At 56.1% G+C, this 19,268-nt stretch carries 16 protein-coding genes; 4 read left to right on the top strand and 12 right to left on the bottom strand.

The window, feature by feature from the left end; all coding sequences use genetic code 11:
• Positions 1 to 203 precede the first annotated feature (203 nt).
• The 4 genes from P156_RS0108940 to P156_RS0108925 all read right to left on the bottom strand — a co-directional run bounded on the left by P156_RS0108940 (position 204) and on the right by P156_RS0108925 (position 4,062).
• Positions 204 to 1,031, bottom strand: a complete 828-nt coding sequence (locus P156_RS0108940) for a hypothetical protein (RefSeq protein ID WP_185752191.1) — start codon at positions 1,029 to 1,031, stop codon at positions 204 to 206.
• A gap of 61 nt (positions 1,032 to 1,092) precedes the next feature.
• Complete coding sequence (locus P156_RS0108935; protein ID WP_027869814.1) at positions 1,093 to 1,761, bottom strand: hypothetical protein; 669 nt, start codon at positions 1,759 to 1,761, stop codon at positions 1,093 to 1,095.
• 16 nt (positions 1,762 to 1,777) lie between these two features.
• Positions 1,778 to 3,268 carry an alpha-amylase family glycosyl hydrolase gene (locus P156_RS12275; protein ID WP_034802473.1) on the bottom strand — a complete coding sequence of 497 codons (1,491 nt, stop codon included), beginning with the start codon at positions 3,266 to 3,268 and terminating at the stop codon, positions 1,778 to 1,780.
• Between the two features lie 5 nt (positions 3,269 to 3,273).
• Positions 3,274 to 4,062 carry an ATP-binding protein gene (locus P156_RS0108925; protein WP_242838712.1) on the bottom strand — a complete coding sequence of 263 codons (789 nt, stop codon included), beginning with the start codon at positions 4,060 to 4,062 and terminating at the stop codon, positions 3,274 to 3,276.
• A gap of 95 nt (positions 4,063 to 4,157) precedes the next feature.
• Here P156_RS0108925 and P156_RS12270 point away from each other — a divergent pair, with 95 nt between their 5' ends.
• From P156_RS12270 to P156_RS0108905, 4 genes are all read left to right on the top strand, one after another.
• On the top strand, positions 4,158 to 6,167 hold the full coding sequence (locus P156_RS12270) for a BMP family ABC transporter substrate-binding protein (protein ID WP_051600876.1): 2,010 nt from the start codon (positions 4,158 to 4,160) through the stop codon (positions 6,165 to 6,167).
• Positions 6,164 to 6,766: a metallophosphoesterase gene (locus tag P156_RS0108915; protein ID WP_027869812.1), complete on the top strand. Its 603-nt coding sequence runs from the start codon at positions 6,164 to 6,166 to the stop codon at positions 6,764 to 6,766. The genes P156_RS12270 and P156_RS0108915 overlap by 4 nt, the downstream gene beginning before the upstream one ends.
• Positions 6,767 to 6,926: 160 nt before the next feature.
• Positions 6,927 to 7,730, top strand: a complete 804-nt coding sequence (locus tag P156_RS0108910; RefSeq protein WP_027869811.1) for a hypothetical protein — start codon at positions 6,927 to 6,929, stop codon at positions 7,728 to 7,730.
• A gap of 445 nt (positions 7,731 to 8,175) precedes the next feature.
• On the top strand, positions 8,176 to 8,388 hold the full coding sequence (locus P156_RS0108905; RefSeq protein ID WP_027869810.1) for a hypothetical protein: 213 nt from the start codon (positions 8,176 to 8,178) through the stop codon (positions 8,386 to 8,388).
• Positions 8,389 to 8,638: 250 nt separating this feature from the next.
• On the opposite strand, the gene P156_RS0108900 is transcribed toward P156_RS0108905, so the two are convergent.
• The 8 genes from P156_RS0108900 to P156_RS0108860 form a co-directional block, all read right to left on the bottom strand.
• Entirely contained in the window at positions 8,639 to 8,938 is a 300-nt protein-coding gene (locus tag P156_RS0108900; protein ID WP_027869809.1) for a hypothetical protein, read from the bottom strand.
• 8 nt (positions 8,939 to 8,946) lie between these two features.
• Positions 8,947 to 10,434, bottom strand: a complete 1,488-nt coding sequence (gene malQ, locus P156_RS0108895; protein WP_027869808.1) for a 4-alpha-glucanotransferase — start codon at positions 10,432 to 10,434, stop codon at positions 8,947 to 8,949.
• A 69-nt stretch (positions 10,435 to 10,503) separates the two neighbouring features.
• A complete protein-coding gene (locus P156_RS0108890; protein WP_027869807.1) occupies positions 10,504 to 11,607 on the bottom strand; it encodes an ABC transporter ATP-binding protein in 1,104 nt (367 codons plus the stop codon).
• 29 nt (positions 11,608 to 11,636) lie between these two features.
• Positions 11,637 to 12,329: a YesL family protein gene (locus P156_RS12265; RefSeq protein WP_051600875.1), complete on the bottom strand. Its 693-nt coding sequence runs from the start codon at positions 12,327 to 12,329 to the stop codon at positions 11,637 to 11,639.
• 41 nt (positions 12,330 to 12,370) lie between these two features.
• On the bottom strand, positions 12,371 to 13,231 hold the full coding sequence (locus P156_RS0108880) for a carbohydrate ABC transporter permease (RefSeq protein ID WP_027869806.1): 861 nt from the start codon (positions 13,229 to 13,231) through the stop codon (positions 12,371 to 12,373).
• A complete protein-coding gene (locus tag P156_RS0108875) occupies positions 13,231 to 14,295 on the bottom strand; it encodes a carbohydrate ABC transporter permease (RefSeq protein WP_027869805.1) in 1,065 nt (354 codons plus the stop codon). The genes P156_RS0108880 and P156_RS0108875 overlap by 1 nt, the downstream gene beginning before the upstream one ends.
• A gap of 94 nt (positions 14,296 to 14,389) precedes the next feature.
• A complete protein-coding gene (locus tag P156_RS0108870) occupies positions 14,390 to 15,700 on the bottom strand; it encodes an ABC transporter substrate-binding protein (RefSeq protein ID WP_027869804.1) in 1,311 nt (436 codons plus the stop codon).
• 1,071 nt (positions 15,701 to 16,771) lie between these two features.
• Complete coding sequence (locus P156_RS0108860) at positions 16,772 to 19,252, bottom strand: glycogen/starch/alpha-glucan phosphorylase (protein ID WP_051600874.1); 2,481 nt, start codon at positions 19,250 to 19,252, stop codon at positions 16,772 to 16,774.
• Positions 19,253 to 19,268 lie beyond the last annotated feature (16 nt).

The raw sequence follows: 19,268 nt of genomic DNA, 5'->3' as shown, positions 1-19,268 counted from the left end.
AGATGAAGTACCGATGTGTTGTCTGGTCCAGGCTATCGTAGAAGTCAAGGATTTGTGTCAAAGTGGAAGGTATTCCCCCTCGGAAGTAGTGAGGGGTTCACATATAAGGCTTTGGACAAAATCAGAACATGTCGGTACTTCCCTTTTTTGTTCAATAAGAATGGTGATCATTCTTTTTTTTGTGCCGAAACAGACCCCGGCGGTCACTCCCCGTCGATCACCATATAGTATACATCCTCATTCGGCAGCGGCCTCCCGCCGAGGATGTGCTCCAGCATGGGCCGTGGCATGATATAGAATTTGGCGTTCTCACAGGGGCCGAACTCGTTATAACGTTCAGCCAGCGCCACCGCCAGTTCCTCCCCCCAGGTGATACGGGCGCGCTTCTTCTCACGGGCTATCTCCGCGCTATAGAGCTGATCCTCGCAAAGGATCCAGATCTGCCGGATCACTCCGTAATTCTGTTCCTTCACCCCAAAGAAAGGCTCCACCTCTTCCGGCATCAGCGCATCCTCCTCCAGCAGGAAGGACTCCTCGGTGTAGAGCGTCACACAGCGATCGGTCGTGATTTCCCAGCCGTACTCCAACAGCGCCGGCCGATCCAGCGACCAGTGGTCCCTGGGAAGATCCGGTGCCACCTGCCCGCTGACACTGGCCATGGTTTTGTCCACCGACTCCCAGCGCTCCACGGTGTTCTGCACCTTGCCGGAGATCCGGGACAACGCCTTCCCCCTGGGAAGCCCCGCCTCTACCAGCTCCTTCAGGCTGATCTCCACCCTGTCATACCGGTACAGAAACTCCAGGTCCACCTCGCTCTCCTGTGTGTGGACCGCGGTGACCAGACACTTGTACCGAAGCAGTCCCTCGCCGCCCAGCACTGCGATGTAGACGATATCGTCCCGTCCCATCTCCTGCGCCTGCGGCAGCGTCACGGAGAAATTCCGCGCTTCCAGATACGCCCCGTAGATATCAAATCGATTCGGGTCAAGCACCATGACCCATCGTGTTGCGTTGTGTTTCTTTGCAGCCATGTTTCCCCCTGCCTTTCCCTGGACGAGGCCCTTGCCCGGGCGCCTCCCCACTCTCTTTTCTTTACAGATTCAGCAGATCCGCCAGTCCTGCCACCTCGTACATGAGGCCGCCGGTCAGCGCGTTCACCGTGGAATCGTTCAGCTCATCGATCTTCCAGGTATCTCCGTCCTTTGTCAGCGATACCGTCACGTCTGTCCTCTTGTCCTTCCCCTGTTTCTTTGCTTTGTCCAGAGCCGGCCCCAGCCGCTCGACAAAGTCTTCCTTCAGGTCCTCCACCAGTGCATCCTTGCTGTCATAAGACATGGCCATGCTGATGGCCTTGCCGGACATCTTGCTCAGGATCTTCTTCAGCATGCCCTGATAGTCGTACGTGGTGATGGCCACATCCACTTCCGCCGTGTCGCCATCCACCCGCTCACCGGTGATCTCATAGTCAAAATCCCGGAGCATCAGGGCGAACTTGTCGAACACCACCTGCTGCTCCTCCGTCAGCTCCGTGCCATTGGGTCCCAGCATCCCCTTCAGGTCGCCCAGCTCTCCGCTGTCCGGATCCAGCACATCCACCACGGTGCCGAAGTCCCCCTCCTGCGCCGCGTCCAGCGCCTCCGCCACCACCTTGGAGGGCCCGGTGGTCTTCACCGGCTCCTTCTCCTTTCGGCAGGCACCCAGGCACAAAGCCACGCTCAGGCACAAAGCCAACGCTGTGATTCTCTTCCAATATCCCTTCATGATTTCTCCTTTCCTGTTACATGATCAGGAATCCATAATTCTCCAGATCTGCAATCAGGGTCTTGTGATGCTCCCCGCAGGTCCAGGTGATGGACATACGGCATCCATCCACGCTGAATGCCATCTCCGCATCCGGACCAAAGGCAGGATCCTCCTTCCGCATGCGGAGCAGGGAAATCTGATCCTGCACCAACGGCCTGGCCAGGCGTTTCTCCGCCTCTTCCAGAGATAGGTTGGAGCGATTGATCTCCTTGTGGCCGCCCTCACCGGCTCGTTTCATGGCCTCGTAGTCATTGGTGCCAGCCAGCAGATCCAGATACCATACCTGTGGTTTTCCCGGCATGAACAACTGAATTGCTCTGGCCAGGAGCATTTTCTGGGCGTTCTCCCCCAACGCGCTGAAATAGGTGGCATTCACCTGATAGTACATGTTCTTGGCGCCATGGAGATCCTTCACGTAGCCGCCTCGGCCTACCACAGTATCGATCAACCCCTGGATCCGTTCCTCCGGGAGCAGACCCTTCAGATCCAGAAGAGGAATGCCGTCGTGGCAGCCCAGCATGTTGACGGTGCGGATATCCTCCCGGACCAGTTCCTCAGCCCACTGCTTCAGATACTCACCGGTATGATTCTCCATTGCGTCTATGATCAGCCCCGGCAGGAAAAAGTCATAGGTTACATACCCCTTCTCTGCAATGGTCCTGTAGGTCTTCTCTGCATAGGAAGCATGGATCTCCGGCAGGAGCATCAGACCGTGCTCCCGGGCGATCTCGTTCACCTGCTCCAGCAGATCCCAGGTGCCCGGCTCATTCATAAAGTTCCGTGCTCCCGCTTCCTTGGGAGCATAGGCAAAAGCATCCAGCCGTACGATCTGTGCCCCATAGCCCGCCAGCTTCGCCAGCGTCTCACGGTAGAACTCCCAGACCTTGTCACATTTGATATCCACGTCCATCTGGCCCAGATAGCGGCGCTTACCGTCCTCCTCCCAGACCTTCTGGTAGAACGTATTCCAATAGGGCACCTCCCGGCCATCCGGAAACTGCACCATCAGGATGGGCAGACCAGGCTTGCGGAAGAACATGTCCGCGATATACTTCTGGTCAGGCTGGATGTACCCTTCCTCGGTCATCTCGCCCTTGCCCTCCCAGAACCGGTTCCAATCGATGAAGAAGTCCCTGTAGTCGGAGGCCTCCCCCTTCTCGATCAGGTCCTGAAACTGAGGAGACTGGACGGACATGTGGTTCATGACAAAGTCCAGTTTCAGGTCGATGCCCATCTCCCTGAGCGCGTCCAGATCCGTCTGGGTAGCCAGTTCCTCATTCAGGTCATAGTCGATGACGCAGAAACCCCTGTCCAGATCCGAGTGGTAAAGACTGGGCAGGACGTAGAAGGACGAGAACGTCCCCGCCAGTTCCGGCCTCTTCAGAAGTTCCACCATATCCCCAAGCTTGCTTCCCACGCTGTCCGGATAGGCGTTCAGCATGGGGCGGTTGTCGAATCTCTCCATGGCCACTACTCCTCCAATCCCATCAGGCCGCAGAACTCCGCATAGTCGATGATACGGCCGTCCTTGGTCAGAATGATATTTGCCCTGTGTGCGTCTCTGTTCAGATGCCTCTGCTCGATCTCCAGCACCTTCTTGGTGAAGGGGCTGTCCACCTCCCCGTCTCTGGCTCTCTTGCGGCGATGCTCCAGCGTTTCCTCCGGAGTACTGTTCAGCAGGATGATGATGTCCACACCCTGGAACTGACTGCTCCCTGCGTGGGTCCACTCGATGATCAGCGCCTGCTTGCCTGCCATGGTTACTTCCTCATCCCAGATGTCGTCCCTGGTGCGGCCCATGCGCTTCAGCAGCAGGCTGGGAGCACCGGCCTTGAAATCCATGCAGATCTTCTCCACTCGCTGGAAATCCGCCTCCTGGTCGGTCCCCAGATAGGCTTCCAGGGCGTCCTCTCCGCCTTCCTCATAGAGACGCCTACGCTCCGCGTCATTCTCCGCTGGAATGCGGTGCGGATAATTGTCTCCGCTGAGGATATAGGTTTCTATGCCGTCCTCGTGGAGCATCCATCCCAGCAGGGAGGCTGTCTCTGACTTTCCAACCCCGCTGCCACCGCAGACTCCAATGACCAGCTTGCGGTCCGGGTCATCCGCCATCAACTCATCCACCAGTTTCTTCAGCTCCGGATAGATGGTCTCTGCCTTGGCTACATGTTTCTCTTCAATGACGATCTTATCACCCGGCATATCGCCGCATGGGATGTTTCTGTAATCCGTAAACATCGCATCCATTCTCCTTCTCATAATACCAAAAAATATAGTGTTCCTACACTCGAATTCATGATATCATACCTTTATAAGAACTTGCAATATGTACTTTTCATGTAGGAGGAAATGCTTTGTCCACGGAGTACACGAAAGCCCGTAAACTGGGCGAAAAGGAATACAAAAAACTGGTGTCGCAAGGCCTGTCGCCTTTTGTGCCGGCGCTGGACAGACTGCTCCCGGGACTGGACACACTGAAGCGGGAGCCCATAGGCATCTGCGAGATCCCCTTGGACATGATCGTCGGCACCGTCACCGCCGGGCGCACAGACGCCTTCTCGCCCTCCTTTCTTCCGCTGATCAAGGAAGACTCGGAGTTCGCGGCCAAGTGGAGCAGCCTGTATCGCTACCAGCTCACAAGCGGCATCACCGACGCCATCAAGGTCTACGAGTACCGCCGCGGCTTCTACGTTCTGGAGGGTAACAAGCGGGTATCCGTCATGCGCTATCTGGGGGCCCCCACCATCGCCGCCGACGTGTACCGGATCCTGGCTCCCGCCGGGAACGACGAGGAAAGCCAGGTCTACCAGGAGTTCGTCCGCTTCCACAAGGTCACCGGCCTCTACGAGATCGGCCTCAGCCACCCGGGTAACTATGAGACCCTTGCCGCACTGCTGGGAAGGGATCTTGACGCTCCCTGGCCCGAGGATCTGGTGGACACGCTGCGGGCTGCCTACACCCATTTCCTCCAGCTGCTGGACAGGCGCGCCTTCCAGGACCCGGAGCGCTCTCCCGGAGACATCTTCCTGTCCTATCTGAGCTACTACCCGCCGCAGACCCTCCTGTTTGACGGAGACGATGCGCTGGCCCGCCGGTTTGAGAGAATCCGCAAGGAGTTCCGCACCGAGGGAAACAAAGCCAACATCGCCTATGTGGAATCCCCCGATCAATCTCTGGAAAAGGATCTGCAGAGCGGCCCCTCTGTAAAGTTCAGAGAGCTTCTGACCAAGACGATCTCTTCCAGGTATTCCGAGGCCCATCCCCTTCGGGTCGCCTTCCTTCACACCCAGACGCCCCAGGTGTCCAGCCGTGTGCACAGCCACGAACTGGGCCGAAAGCACCTGTCAGAGCGGTTCGGGAAGCTGGTGGAGACCTGGGCTTATTATGACTGCCTGCATACAGCCGGTGAGGCGGGAGATCGCCTGACCTTCGACCGGTTCGACCGGGCCATCGACGATGCCATCGCCAAAGGCTGCGAGGTAATCTTCACCACATCGCCGGCCCTCCTTCCCCGGGTGAAGGTGGCTGCCCTCCAGCATCCGGAGGTGAAATTCCTGAACTGCTCCGTGAACCTTTCCCACATGTCCATCCGTTGCTACGACAGCCGGATGTATGAGGTGAAATTCATGATGGGAGCACTGGCCGCCTGTTTCGCAGAGAACCACCAGATCGGCTACCTGGCCGGAACTCCGACCTACGGCACCATCGCCAACATCAATGCCTTTGCCATCGGTGCGTCCATGGCGGATCCCTACGCCAAGGTGCTGGTGGCCTGGCGGGCCCAGAAGGATGCGGACTGGTACGCCCAGATGCAGGAGGCGGGCATCTCCGTATTCTCTGATGTGGATTTTGTCTCCGCCGAAGACGGACCTCGCCCCTACGGGCTCTACGCCTATAAGCCGGATGGCGGAATCCAGCCCCTGGCCCGGCCCCTCTGGAACTGGGGCCGGTACTACGAGTTGATTGCTTTGTCCCTGCTGCGAGGCACTTATGACATCCCCGCGCTGGAGAAGAAAGACCGTGCCCTGAACTATTGGCTGGGGCTTTCCGCCGGGGTGGTGGACATCCTCCCGGATCCGGACCTGCCCTATGCCACACGCAATCTGCTGGACATGATGCGAAGCAGTTTTCTGGCGGGCTCCATGACGCCCTTCGGCGGCGAACTGCACAGCCAGGATGGAATCATCCGCTATGCCGGCGACCCGCCCCTCACCAGGCAGGAGATCCTGACCATGGACTGGCTCAACGAGAACGTGGTGGGTTCCATCCCGGATACCGGCGCACTGGATATTTTCGCCCAGTCTGTGGCGGCGGTGAGCGGCGTAAAACGACCGTCCTCATCGCCCCGAAAGGAGACCCCATGAAGATCCTGTTCGTGAGCGATGTCCCAGACAAAGCCCTCTGGGACTATTTCCAGCCTTCCCGTACAGAGGGAGTTGAATTGATCATCTCCTGCGGTGACCTGCCCGCGGAGTACCTGGAGTTCCTGGTGACCATGGTCAACCGGCCGCTTTTGTATGTCCACGGAAACCACGACAGCGGCTACGAGCAGCACCCACCCCAGGGCTGCCAGTGCATCGATGACAAGATCGTCACCTCAGGCGGCCTGCGCATCCTGGGCCTGGGCGGCTCCATGCGGTACAAGCCTGACTCCCCTCATATGTACACCGAACCCGAAATGCGGCGCCGCATTTGGCGCATGGGATTTTCGTTGCGGCGCTCCCGTGGCATCGACCTGCTGGTCACACACGCCCCCGCCCTGGGCTACGGCGACATGGAAGACCTGCCTCACCAGGGGTTCGCCTGCTTCAACGACCTGCTGATGGCTCACCAGCCTGCCCTCATGGCCTTCGGCCACGTCCACCAGGACTATGGCCACTTTCGGCGCACCCTGGATCACCCCAGCGGGGCCAGGCTGCTGAACGCCTGGCAGTCCTTTGTGCTGGATACGGAGGAGTTGTAAGCCCCGTAGGTTTCGGGATGCTCGCCGGGATACCCGTCTGCCGAATTGTTTCTATTGTCATGTTTTCCCCATATACCCCTAACAAAAAACACCCGAATTGTGTCTGAATTGTGTTTATTTCCTCTTTGAAATTCAATTCTAACCGATTTATAATATACATATGGACACGATACAGAGGAAAACAGAACGCAAAATCGCCCGCCTGCGCGAGAGCAAGGCTTTGTGCGAGAAACAGCTGCAGCAGCTGCCGAAAGGGAAACTCCTGGTCACCGAGAAGAAAGGCCGCCCATACTACAGCCTTTTCCTCGACCGCCATTCTTATTACCTGCGTACGGAGGACGCAAGGATCCAATTGCTCCAGGACCGCCATCTGGTAGAAGAAACCCTGCAAGGCGTCACCCGGCAGCTCACTCTTTTGGAGAAAGGAAGCCGTGAGATCGTTCCCTTCGATCCCAACGAGCTCCTGCGATCATTTCCACCGGCTTATCAGCATCCGAGCACCGAGATCTTCCGCGCCATCGGATTTGTGGATGCGCGCACCTGGGCAACCCAGCCATACAACAGAAACACTCGGCACCCGGAAAGCCTGCGGGTCCGCACAAAACAAGGCCTGATGGTCCGTTCACGAATCGAAAGCTCCATCTGCGAGATCTACGAGGATGCAGGGATTCCATTCCGTTACGAAGAAACGCTGAAACTCCCGAACGGAGTGGAACTGAACCCCGACTATCATCCCCTGATCCCAGGGGTGCTCCTGCCAAAAAGACACGAGCACTGCGGAATGATGGATGATCCAGGCTACGTAGAGCGAGAGTTTCTGTGGAAGCGTGATCAGTATCTCCGCGCCGGTCTGATCCCTGGTAGAGATGTGCTCTTTACGTTTGATGGGCCTGGCGGACAGGTAGATCTCCCACAGCTCCGCAAGGAGATCCTCGACTGGATTGACTTCTGCCGCCATGAATAGCCCTCCGCGGCAGCGCCCTCGCAGCCTCCAGGCTGCCACCAACCGCGTCAGGGCTTGTTTCACCTGCACTTTTGGAGGATCTTGTCGCACTCGCGTGCGGGGAGGTTATGCTGCGCCTGCACGGATGTGTTTTGCGCACCTGCACGGATGTGTTTTGCGCACCTGCACACTTGGGATGCCCTTCTCCGCCTTATTCATCGCCTAATTACGATCTATTTTCAAACAGAATTCCATGCAGATCACACATTCCCCTGTTTTGCATGGAACTCCGGACGAGAATTGTTCCATGCAGATTGCACTTTTCCCGTTTTGCATGGAACTCCGGACGAGAATTGTTCCATGCAGATCGCACTTTTCCCGTTTTGCATGGAACTCCGGACGAGAATTGTTCCATGCAGATTGCACTTTTCCCGTTTTGCATGGAACTCCGGACGGGAATTGTTCCATGCAGATCGCACTTTCCCACTTCTGCATGGAACTCTGGACACTGTATGTGTTCCCTGCTTACACCCAAGGCAAACGACTGTATGCGGACATCGACATCTTTATCTGTTTGATATACTACGATACCATTTTCTGTAACTATGCCCTTTCCCACAGTCAACTCTTCCGGAAGAGACATCCCAATCTTTGTGCCTTCTTCATCTTCCATTGCTGAGAATAAGCACCACTATAAGTTGAGTTACATTATTATTCTATAATAACATAGCTCTACTAACACCCTACTAACACCCGAAGAACCATGAATACTTTAGAACCCGGCGGTTTGCACATGCTAAAAAACACTACTTGCAAAAGCAAAAGCCTACACTTATCAGGTATCAGGCGGCTCTTTAAGGCGATCTATTTCTTCTTCACAATCCCTATCCAAAACAGCGCGCCATCTCTGGCGCGCCGCTTCTCTTCCCTTATTCTCTTACCTTCTTCTCATGATTCGGGTTCGCCTGATCACGCTTTGTGCCAGGCCGACTGACTCTCGCAGCCCTCGCGCCGGCCTCACTGCCGCCTGCTTTCGCATCGCCCGCAGTATCCCCACCGCCTGCCGCTTCCGCCGCCTTCTTCTCGCGGCGTTTCTTCATCAGGTACTGGAAGGTGCTCATCCGCTTGGGCGCGTCCTTCTCCTTCGGCCGGACGAACAGCGCGTAGCCCACGATGACGAATACGCACAGTACCGCCAGGGTTCTTCCGATCATATATATCGATTCCATAGTTCCTCCTAACGCCCGTAGCGCCTGGTCACGTCGGCGATGCGCGCCGCCAGCTCCGGAGAGTCTGCCCCCGGTGCCATGCGCCACATCCAGTTGCCGCCCAGCGTGGACGGCACGTTGATCCGCCCCTCTGCGCCTGTACGCAGGTAATCCTGCATCTGCAGCACGCAGAGATCTGCCACCGAAGAGTGGGCCAGGATGATCATCTTGCGGGCAAGTTCCATTATATCATCCGTGTCAACATCCGCATAGCGCTTGATCTGCGGCACACCCGTCTCCCAGAATTTCTGCAGCCAGGCGACGATGGGATCGTTGTCGTGGGTGCCCAGGTAGACCACGCAGTTCCTGTCGTAGTTATACGGATAGTAGATCGAATTGCCAGAGGGCTCGTTGGAATCGAAGGCGAACTCCAGCACCCGCATGTTGGGGTAGCCCGTATCCTTCACCATCTGCCGGACCTCGTCCGTAATGAACCCCAGATCCTCGGCGATGACTTTCATGTCCGGGAGGGCTTCCTGCACCGCCCGGAAGAAATCCATGCCAGGGCCCTTCGTCCAGACGCCTCGCTCCGCCGTGGGATCCCCCGCCGGAATCTCATAGAAGGACTCGAACCCGCGGAAATGATCGATACGCACCACGTCAAACATCTCCATACATGCCCGCAGCCGGCGGATCCACCAGTCGTAGCCTGTTTCCCTATGCGCGTCCCAGTTGTAGATGGGATTGCCCCACAACTGCCCAGTCACCGCAAAAGCGTCCGGCGGACACCCCGCCACAGAGACTTTGTTCCCCGCTTCATCCATCTTGAACAACTCCGGATGGGTCCACACCTCCGCGCTGTCCTCCGATACATAGATGGGGATGTCCCCGATAAACCCGATGCCATGCTCGCCTGCGTAGCGCCGCAGGTTCTCCCAGTGCTCGTGGAATACATATTGCATGAACTCCTGGAACCGGATCTCCTCCTGCATCTCCTCCTCAAGCGTCCGCAGCGTCTCCGGATCCCGGAAGCGGATCTTCTCTTCCCAGTGCACAAAGCTTACGCCGCCGAACCTGTCCTTCAGCGCCATGAATAGCGCGTAGTCCGGCAGCCAGTCCCGGTTTGCTTCCACATACTCCTCGAACTCGGGATCCTGATTGATATTGCTGCGCTGGTAGGCGAGCCGCAGGGTGTCATACCGCTGCGTGTACAGCTTGTGATAGTCGATCCCGCTCTCCGGCCAGCCCTCTGCCTCCCGGTCCAGGTCCTCCTGGGTCAGCCAGCCCCGGCCGTACAGCTGATCCAGATCGATGAAATAAGGATTCCCGGCAAAGGTGGAGAAGGACTGGTAGGGCGAATCCCCGTAGCTGGTGGGTCCCAGCGGAAGGATCTGCCAATACTTCTGCCCCGCCGACTCCAGAAAATCCACGAAACGATAGGCCGCCTCAGAAAAAGCGCCGATCCCATACCGCCCCGGAAGGCTGAAGATCGGCATCAGAATGCCACTTGCTCTCACGTTAGTCTCCTCATAAATCAGGCGGCTGCGGTGAGTGCCGCAGCCGCCCTGTCTCTCTGCAACGGTTGGTTAGTGTGTGATCGCCTGCTCGGTGTCCTTGTCGAAGAAGTGCATGAGCTTCAGGTTGATCGGGAAGGCAACACTGTCTGCCTCCGGTACCGTCTCTGTGGACGGGATGCGGACGATGATCTTGGTGTTGCCGATGAACGCGTAGATGTTGTACTCTGCGCCCAGCAGTTCCCGGAAGTCCACCTTGGTGGACAGGAAGTTGTTCTCGCCCTTCTTGTCCGGTGCCAGGAAGTGCTCCGGACGGATACCCATGATCACGGTCTTGCCAACATACGGCTTCAGTGCCTCCACCTTCTCCTCGGGGATGAGGACTTTGTCGCCGGTCTCGACCTTGGCGAAGAGCTTGCCGCCCTCTTCCAGAATCTCTGCGTCGATGAAGTTCATCTGCGGGGAGCCGATGAATCCGGCAACGAACAGGTTGTCCGGTGTATCGTACAGCACCTGCGGTGTGTCGAACTGCTGGATCAGGCCGTCTTTCATGACGACGATGCGGTCGCCCATGGTCATGGCCTCGGTCTGGTCATGGGTGACGTAGACAAAGGTGGTGTCCAGGGCGCGGTGCAGTCTGGTGATCTCCGCACGCATGGATGTACGCAGCTTGGCGTCCAGGTTGGACAGCGGCTCGTCCAGCAGGAACACGGACGGGTTACGGACCATCGCGCGGCCCAGGGCGACTCTCTGTCTCTGACCGCCGGACAGCTGCTTGGGCTTACGGTCAAGCAGGTGCTCCAGGTCCAGTTTCTGCGCTGCCTCGTGGACGCGCTTGTCGATCTCCTTGGGGTCCATCTTCCGCAAGGTCAGTCCGAAAGCGATGTTCTTGTAGACGGACATGTGCGGGTACAAAGCATAGTTCTGGAAAACCATGGCGATGTCGCGATCCTTTGGGGGGACCTTGTTAACGACTCTGTCGCCGATATAAAGTTCACCTTCCGTGATATCTTCCAGTCCGGCGATCATACGCAGGGTGGTGGATTTTCCACAGCCCGACGGACCGACAAGGATGATGAACTCCTTGTCCTTGATATCAAGGTTCAGGTTGGGGACAACTGGTGTTTTGGCCCCCTCGTATGTTTTGGTGACATTCTTAAAACTGATCGATGCCATTTCTAAACCTCCGTAATCGATTTGATTTCTCACTGTTTCAACTGCCTGTCATCGTATTCTGGGTCTTCCTCTTCTGTGCGGTCCTCCTCCAGTCCCTTCTTCCGGAACACCCGGAGAAAGATGAAGCTGTTGAGGTACGCCACGATCCCGAATCCCACGGTCATCCACAGAAAGATCGCCAGGAAGAACCCCTTCTCATTCCGTATCACCGTCATGTAGGTCAGTGCTGCCGGCGCCGCCAGGGTGGCAAACGTCCAGGGGAACGCGGCGATGCTGATCAGCCAGGCGTTCCGCAGAAGGTCACGCACCTTCAGATCGTAGCGGGCCTGCATGGGGAACAGGTACTGAAACCCAAACAGGAACAGCAGTACCAGCACCAGGAAGGTGACCTTGTAGGCCTTCCCGGCCATTCCCTCCATGCTGGTGATGATGAAGTAGTCCAGGACCAGAAATACGATACCGGCCACGCAGATCAGCCACAGGCCCGTAGCCTGTCTGAAGTTCGCCCGGAAGCTTCTAAGAAACACCTCCGGAGCCGATCTGCCCTCATCGTCGGCGTTCTCCACCAGCAGCTGCATGCTGGCATTCAGGGCGGAGAGCGCCGCACCGATGGTAAAGAACGGGATGCAGAACAGACAGAACAGCAGGTTGCAGAACACGATGTCTGCGAACTTGCGCAGTGCGCTCATGAAAGCGCCATCTGGATCGATGAATGAACTCATGTCTAACTTCCTATCTGTTCATCTGCCCGACAATAACGGTTCTACTTGATCGCGCCTTCTACCATACCGTTGATGATCTGCTTCTGTGCGAACAGGAACAGGATGACCATAGGCAGGATCGCAAGGAGTCCTGCGGTCAGGATCATATCCCATTGCTTCACGTAGGAACCGACAAAGGCCTGCACCGCAACCGGCAGTGTCTTGACCTTGCCGTTCATTCCCAGCAGCAGGGACGGCAGAAGGAAGTCGTTCCATATCCACATTCCGTTCAGGATGGATACTGTGACGATGACCGGCTTCAGCAGCGGGAAGATGATCCGGAAGAAGGTTCCCTCCGGGGAACATCCATCGATGGCTGCCGCCTCCTCCAGTTCGTAGGGGATGCCCTTGATGAAACCGGTGAGAATGAACACGGTCATGGCGCCGCCGAATCCCAGATAGGCGAAGATGATGCCCGGGATGCTCTGCAGCATAGGGATACCGGTGAATACGCCTACGTCACGGAATGTTGAAATCAGTGACAGCATGACGACCTGGAACGGGATGATCATGGATGCGATGAAGGTCATGTAGATCACAGTGGACCACTTGGTCTTGTTTCTGCAGATGACCCACGCTGCCATGCCGCCGAAGAGTGCCAGCAGCACCAGCGAGATCGCGGTGATGATCACGGAGCTTCCAAACGCATACCAGAAGTTAAAGTTTGAGTTGTTCGCAACGTTGCTGACGTTGGTCATGAGCTGCGAAAACGACATTCCTGTGAACCCTACAGGCGCTTCCACGATGTCGCTGGAAGTCTTGCAGGAGTTGATCACTACCAGGAAAAATGGAAACAGCGTGTAGATTGCAAGTATGATCGCGACGATCGTAACGCCGACGACGGATTTCTTCTGCATCTGCATTACATCTCCACCTCCTTCTTGTTGGATATGCTGACCTGAACGATGGACACGGCTGCCAGGATGATGAAGAACAGGACCGCCTCAGCCTGACCGAGGGCGTAGTTGTTCTCTCTGATGGCTGTGTTATAAATGTTCAGGGCAAGCATCTGGGTACCGTTGGTCAGGCCCTGTCCCATGAAGGTCAGGGAACCGGCACCATTGGTCAATGCCAGGTTGACATCGAACTGTTTGAACGCCGATGTCAGTGTCAGGAATGTACAGATGGTGATGGTCGCTGCGATCATAGGGATCTTGATCTTGAACAGGGTGGTGATCACGTTGGCGCCGTCGATGGCGGCTGCCTCCAGTACCTCCTTCGGCACCATGTTCAGACCATTGATGTAGATCAGCATGATGTAGCCTGCGTACTGCCAGATATAAACGACGATAATAGCCAGGAATGCCCACTTGGTCTCTGCCAGGACAGAATAGTTCATGTCGAACAAAGCCGCAGTAAGCTTGATCAGTACGTTACTGAAGACGAACTGCCAGATGTAGCCCAGTACGATTCCGCCGATGAGGTTCGGCAGGAAGTACGCCGCTCTGAAGAACCCAACGCCCTTCAGCTTGGAAGAACAAAGCAGTGCCAGCAGGAAACCGATCACATTGACCAGTACCATATTGAATACGACGAACAGGAAGGTCAGCACGATGGACCAGATGAACGCCGGATCCTTGAACATTGTGGTGTAGTTTGCAAGCCCCACAACGTTGTTGATGCGGATACCATCCCAGTCGGTAAAGGAGTAGCCGATACCGAGGATCAGCGGGATGATCACCGTTACCAGGAAGGTAAACAACAGGGGGAACAGGAAGATGATATTGATGATTGATCTGTGATGTTCTACGGAAGGATAGAAGTACAGGCCGGCCAGCACACACAGCGCACCTACGATGAGCATGGTGCCTCGGAGGCCGAACTGACTACCCATAAAGTCCATCACGAGAGCAGCTCCCATCAATACGACTCCGATGGCCAGCAAGGCATACGATGTCGTCTTGCTTCCAGAGGATGTTGTACTCATGTGTAATATATCCTTTCTCTTGGTAGAAAATTAGTAAAAACAGGCGGGCAAAAGTTCCACACCTCTGCCCGCCGGAGTTCGTCAGACGTTATTCTCAGCCTTTTGCATAGTAAGCTTCGATTGCTTCCTTCATGGCAGCTTCGAAATCATCTGCGTTCTTGTATTTGCCTTTCGCGAAATCCTGGAAGACAACACCGGTCTTGGTGCAGAGGTCGGCTTTCATGCCGGTCCAGTGCCAAGCCGAGGTCTTATCAGCAGCCTGATACTTAGCGATGGTAGCAGCAAACGGGTCGTTGGACTCGTGCTTGCTGGACTTGAACTGAGGAACATAACCGCAATCCTCAACCAGGATCTTCTGAGCGTTATCATCGGTAGCACACCAGTTCAGGAAGTCCTTGGCTGCGTCGATGTTCGCACCCTCACCGTACAGTACCCAGTATCCCGGGCCGTTGGTCAGGATGGTCTCCTGTCCGTCCTCGAATGCATACGGAACCATACCTACCTCGAAGTTTCCAGCCTTCTCGTAGTCAGCCTTGTAGTCGTTGACCAGGGAAGTTCCGATCCAGGAACCCTGGGTGACGAATGCATACTTGCCAGCTGCGAAGTTCTTCACCTGCTGATCATAGGTTCCGGAAACCAGCAGATCAGGATCAGAATACTTGTTGAACAGTCCGACCATCTTGCACCAGTCGTTGAATCTCGGATCCTTGACCTTTCCGCCGTCGTTCAGCAGATCGATGTAGGTAGTATCGTCTCTCTTCAGACCAGAGTCGATGTAGGTAGCGAACAGGTGGGAACCGGTGGACCAGTTCAGCTGTGCAGCCTCTGCGCAGTAACCGATTACGCCGCTGAGTCCCAGCTCGTCCTTCTTGGCGTCGATCTTCTTGAAAGCATCTTCCATGGCAGCCGGGCTGGTGATGGACTCAGGATCCACACCGCACTTGTCCAGGATGCTCTTGTTGTATGCCAGACCGATGGCCTCTGTGGTGGTCGGGAAACCATATACCTTGCCGTCTACGCTGTAAGCGGTGTCGGTATCCTTGACCCACTCCTGATCAGACAGGTCAGCCAGCAGACCCTCCCATGTCGGATAGTCCTTATCTCCCTCGATGCAGAAGATATCCGGCATGTTGTTCGCCTGCTTGTAGCCCTTCAGCGTGGACTGGATGTCCTGGCCGCCTCCGATGGACTCCACCTCGACGGTCACGCCGGTAGCTTCCTTATAAGCAGCTGCCAGTTCCTTATACTGCTTGTCAACCTCGACCTTATTGTTGCACAGACGGATGGTGCCACCCTCTCCGCCACCAGAACTCTCTTCTGATGATCCGCCTCCACCGCAGCCAGTGAATGACATAGCTACGAGCACTACGAAGGCGAACAGTACGACAAGTACTTTCTTTCTCATAACTTACCTCCAGACATAAAATTACGTGAAAACTTTGTTTATATTATAGTAAAGACAGGGTGGAAATGCAACCTTAATTTGCGAATTCGCTGAAAACTCAGAACAAAGATCCCCCTCCCGCGGCCACAGGATGGGAACAGCATCGTTTCATTTGGCCTCTTTGGCAACCGCCTCGGTCTCGCCGAAGTTGGTATAGCAGCAGGTGTTTGCAACCGCACCATCTTCCCGGACGATGCCGTAGGTACTCCATATTTTCTCGATTGTAAACAATCCTTACTAACGCAATACTTACGTTTAGGCGAGAATACCGGAGAAAGAACCGCCTGATTGGGAGGGCCTTGATCAAATGGATGCACCTTTTTCCTTGGAAGGCTCTGTCCCGGATCGCTCCAAGGAATCCAGCCTGCGATTTTGGAGTTCACAGGGCTTTGTGCCGCGATTGAGCCTCCAGAATTCGAGTAAATACATGAGTTCCGGGGCTTTTCAAGGAAAAGAATTCCTTCAGAATTGTGCGATGAGGAGTTTGGAAGGAAATATTTTTTTGCATTCCTTCAGAATGGGACACTCCTTCAGAATGAAGGAAATGCCGCTGTTTTCTATCGACCCCAGACCGCATCCCCAGGCGGAATGACTTTGTCGACAGTCTGAAATGGGAGGCGCGCCACCTGTTTTGAGGCAGCCCCTGCAGCACCCCATCTCCCGCTCAGCACCCCATCTCCCGCTCCGTTTCCCTAAACCCATATTCCGCTGATACTGTTCCCACTTCACTTTACAATGACCTCCCGGGATACCAGATTATCAAAATAGCCGGTTTTCTGTATCCCAAGAGGTCATTTTCAGCGATCCTGTTACCAATGGCTCCATGATCGTGAATCGGGATACCGAAAACCGGCTATTTGAGAAAAACCGTATCCAAAGGCCCTCCGTCGGAGATCTTGGAGACAAAAAGTGCCTCATTTGCAATCCGGGCAACCATCCGCAGCCAACCAGCCTCCGTTGATCATCGCTGACTGCCTGTTGACCGCCTGCTGGTCGTCTGTTTCTATGAGTGCAGCCTCTGTCCGGAAAGCGCTACACGATCGGCTTTGTGTGCCAGATCCACTTGGCGTAGTCGTCGATGGAGCGATCCGCCGCGAACCGGGCCGCTTCGGCGATGTTCACGATGGACATGCTGTTCCAGCGGGCGCGATCCTCGTAGGCATCCTGCAGTTCCTGATGGACCTTGCAGTAGTCGTCGAAATCCTTCAGGCACATGTACGGATCGGCGATGCTGTAGGAGGGATCCAGCAGGTAACTCTTGATGTTGCTGAAGCTCTCTCCGGCGAACCCGTACTCCAGGGCATCCACCGCGTCCCGGAGCAGATCGTTCTGCTCGTAGTAATCCCGGGCACGGTAGCCCTCCCGCAGATTCTGCTCCACCTCGTGGGCCTTCTGGCCGAAGATGAAGATATTCTCGTCGCCCACGGCCTCCCGGATCTCCACGTTGGCGCCGTCCAGGGTACCCATGGTCACCGCGCCGTTGATCATCATCTTCATGTTGCCGGTGCCGCTGGCTTCCTTGCCTGCCAGAGAGATCTGCTCGGAGACCTCGGTAGCCGGCATCAACTTCTCCGCCACGGAGACGCTGTAGTTCTCCAGGAAGACCACCTTCAGCTTCTGGGAGATGACGGGATCGTTGTTGATCTCCTGTCCCAACTTGACGATCAGCTGAATGAAGTGCTTGGCCAGGTAGTAGCTGGGCGCCGCCTTGGCCCCAAAGATATAGGTCTCCGGCCGCATGTCGATGGTCGGATCGTTCCGGAGCATCTGGTAGCGGGAGATGATGCGCAGCGCGTTCAGCAGCTGCCGCTTGTACTCATGCATTCTCTTGGCCTGGACGACGAACAGGGAGTCCGGGTCCACGTCGATGCCGTTTCTTTCTTTGATCAGCTTGCCCAGGCGGACTTTGTTCTCGCGCTTGATCTTCTCCACCTCAGCCTGGACGCTGGCGTCGTCCTTGAATTCCGCAAAGTCACGGAGCTTCTCGTACTTGTGGCGATAGCTGCTGCCGATGGTCTCATCCAGCAGCGAGGCCAGGGCCGGGTTGCTCTGACAAAGCCATCTGCGATAGGCGATGCCGTTGGTCACGTTGGTGAACCTCTCCGGCACCCACAGATAGAAGTCGTGGAACAGGTCTTCCTTCAGGATATCCGAGTGCAGGGCGGACACGCCGTTGATGTGGTGGGAGCCGATGACGGCCAGGTTGGCCATGTGTACCTTCTGCTCTCCCAGGGGCGCCATGTAGTTGATCTTGCCCCAGTCGCCGGGGAAGACCCTGGTGTTCATCTCTTCCTTGAAACGTCGGTCGATCTCCTGGATGATGGAGTAGATTCGGGGGAGCATGGACTGCACCAGTCCCTCGTTCCACTTCTCCAGGGCTTCTGCCAGGACCGTGTGGTTGGTGTAGGAGATGGTCCCGACGACCTTCTTCCAGGCGTCGTCCCAGCTGTATCCGTAGTCATCCATGAAGATACGCATCAGCTCCGGCACACACAGCGCCGGGTGGGTGTCGTTGATGTGGATGACAGTATTTTTCTCAAAATTATCCAAGGTACCATAGATGGCATACTGATCCCGGACGATGTTCTGGCAGGAAGCAGACACCATCAGGTACTGCTGCTTCAGGCGCAGTTCCTTCCCTTCCTCGATGTTGTCTGCCGGGTAGAGCACCTTGGTGATCATCTCCGCGGAGTTGGTCCGCTGGGCCGCCTTGGTGAAGTCACCGCTGTTGAAGGAGGCCATATCGAACCCATCCCAGTCCTTGGCCAGCCACAGGCGCAGCTTGTTCACCGCCTTGCTGTCCGCGCCGGAGATGAACATATCGTAGGGGATCGCCTCTACCTCCTGGACATGCTCCAGGTTGTATTTCATCCGGCCATCCTCCCAGTACTCGTGGTAATCCCCGTAGAACTTGACCTTGAAGGAATCGTCCTCTCTGGCGTTCAGCCACACACGGCCGCCGGGGAGCCAGTTGTCCGGCACCTCCATCTGCCAGCCGTCCGCGATCATCTGCTTGAACAGGCCGTACTCATAGCACAGGGAATAGCCGGTGGCATCATATCCGTCTGCGGTCAGCGCATCCATGAAACAGGCTGCCAGTCTTCCCAGGCCGCCGTTGCCCAGACCAGCATCCGGTTCGCAGTCGTAGATCTGCTCCAGCGTCATGTCCCGCTCCTGCAGGATCTCCTCTACCATCTCCGTCTCGCCCAGGTTGTACAGGTGGTTCTTCAGGGATTGCCCCAGCAGAAACTCCATGCAGATGTAGTAGATCTTCTTGCTGGTGTCCTTCCGCCGGTGGTTGTGGATCCTCTTCCGATTGAACTCCATGCGCTGATCCGCCAGTTGTCCGTTCACCACGGTAGCGAGGCCCTTGTAGAGTTCCTCCGCTGTCGCGCGTTCGAAGGTGGTATGCATGACGTTGGCCAGATAGGATTCCAGCTTGACCTTCAGTTCCTTGCGGTCAACATCTCTGATCTCATTGGCTGTCAGGTCGCCGATCTTCTGTTTCTTCATTATAAATACTCCTCTA

Source organism: Eubacterium sp. AB3007, assembly GCF_000688015.1.
Lineage (GTDB): Bacteria > Bacillota > Clostridia > Peptostreptococcales > Anaerovoracaceae > Aminicella.
Note: the sequence above shows the minus strand (reverse complement) of the source record. Positions and strands in the feature narration are given on the sequence as shown.

Coding starts and splice junctions, on each gene's coding strand:
- P156_RS0108940 (WP_185752191.1), bottom strand. CDS start 1,031: ATGGCTGCAAAGAAACACAACGCAACACGATGGGTCATGGTGCTTGAC.
- P156_RS0108935 (WP_027869814.1), bottom strand. CDS start 1,761: ATGAAGGGATATTGGAAGAGAATCACAGCGTTGGCTTTGTGCCTGAGC.
- P156_RS12275 (WP_034802473.1), bottom strand. CDS start 3,268: ATGGAGAGATTCGACAACCGCCCCATGCTGAACGCCTATCCGGACAGC.
- P156_RS0108925 (WP_242838712.1), bottom strand. CDS start 4,062: ATGAGAAGGAGAATGGATGCGATGTTTACGGATTACAGAAACATCCCA.
- P156_RS0108915 (WP_027869812.1), top strand. CDS start 6,164: ATGAAGATCCTGTTCGTGAGCGATGTCCCAGACAAAGCCCTCTGGGAC.
- P156_RS0108910 (WP_027869811.1), top strand. CDS start 6,927: ATGGACACGATACAGAGGAAAACAGAACGCAAAATCGCCCGCCTGCGC.
- P156_RS0108905 (WP_027869810.1), top strand. CDS start 8,176: ATGCAGATCGCACTTTCCCACTTCTGCATGGAACTCTGGACACTGTAT.
- P156_RS0108900 (WP_027869809.1), bottom strand. CDS start 8,938: ATGGAATCGATATATATGATCGGAAGAACCCTGGCGGTACTGTGCGTA.
- P156_RS0108890 (WP_027869807.1), bottom strand. CDS start 11,607: ATGGCATCGATCAGTTTTAAGAATGTCACCAAAACATACGAGGGGGCC.
- P156_RS12265 (WP_051600875.1), bottom strand. CDS start 12,329: ATGAGTTCATTCATCGATCCAGATGGCGCTTTCATGAGCGCACTGCGC.
- P156_RS0108880 (WP_027869806.1), bottom strand. CDS start 13,231: ATGCAGATGCAGAAGAAATCCGTCGTCGGCGTTACGATCGTCGCGATC.
- P156_RS0108875 (WP_027869805.1), bottom strand. CDS start 14,295: ATGAGTACAACATCCTCTGGAAGCAAGACGACATCGTATGCCTTGCTG.
- P156_RS0108870 (WP_027869804.1), bottom strand. CDS start 15,700: ATGAGAAAGAAAGTACTTGTCGTACTGTTCGCCTTCGTAGTGCTCGTA.
- P156_RS0108860 (WP_051600874.1), bottom strand. CDS start 19,252: ATGAAGAAACAGAAGATCGGCGACCTGACAGCCAATGAGATCAGAGAT.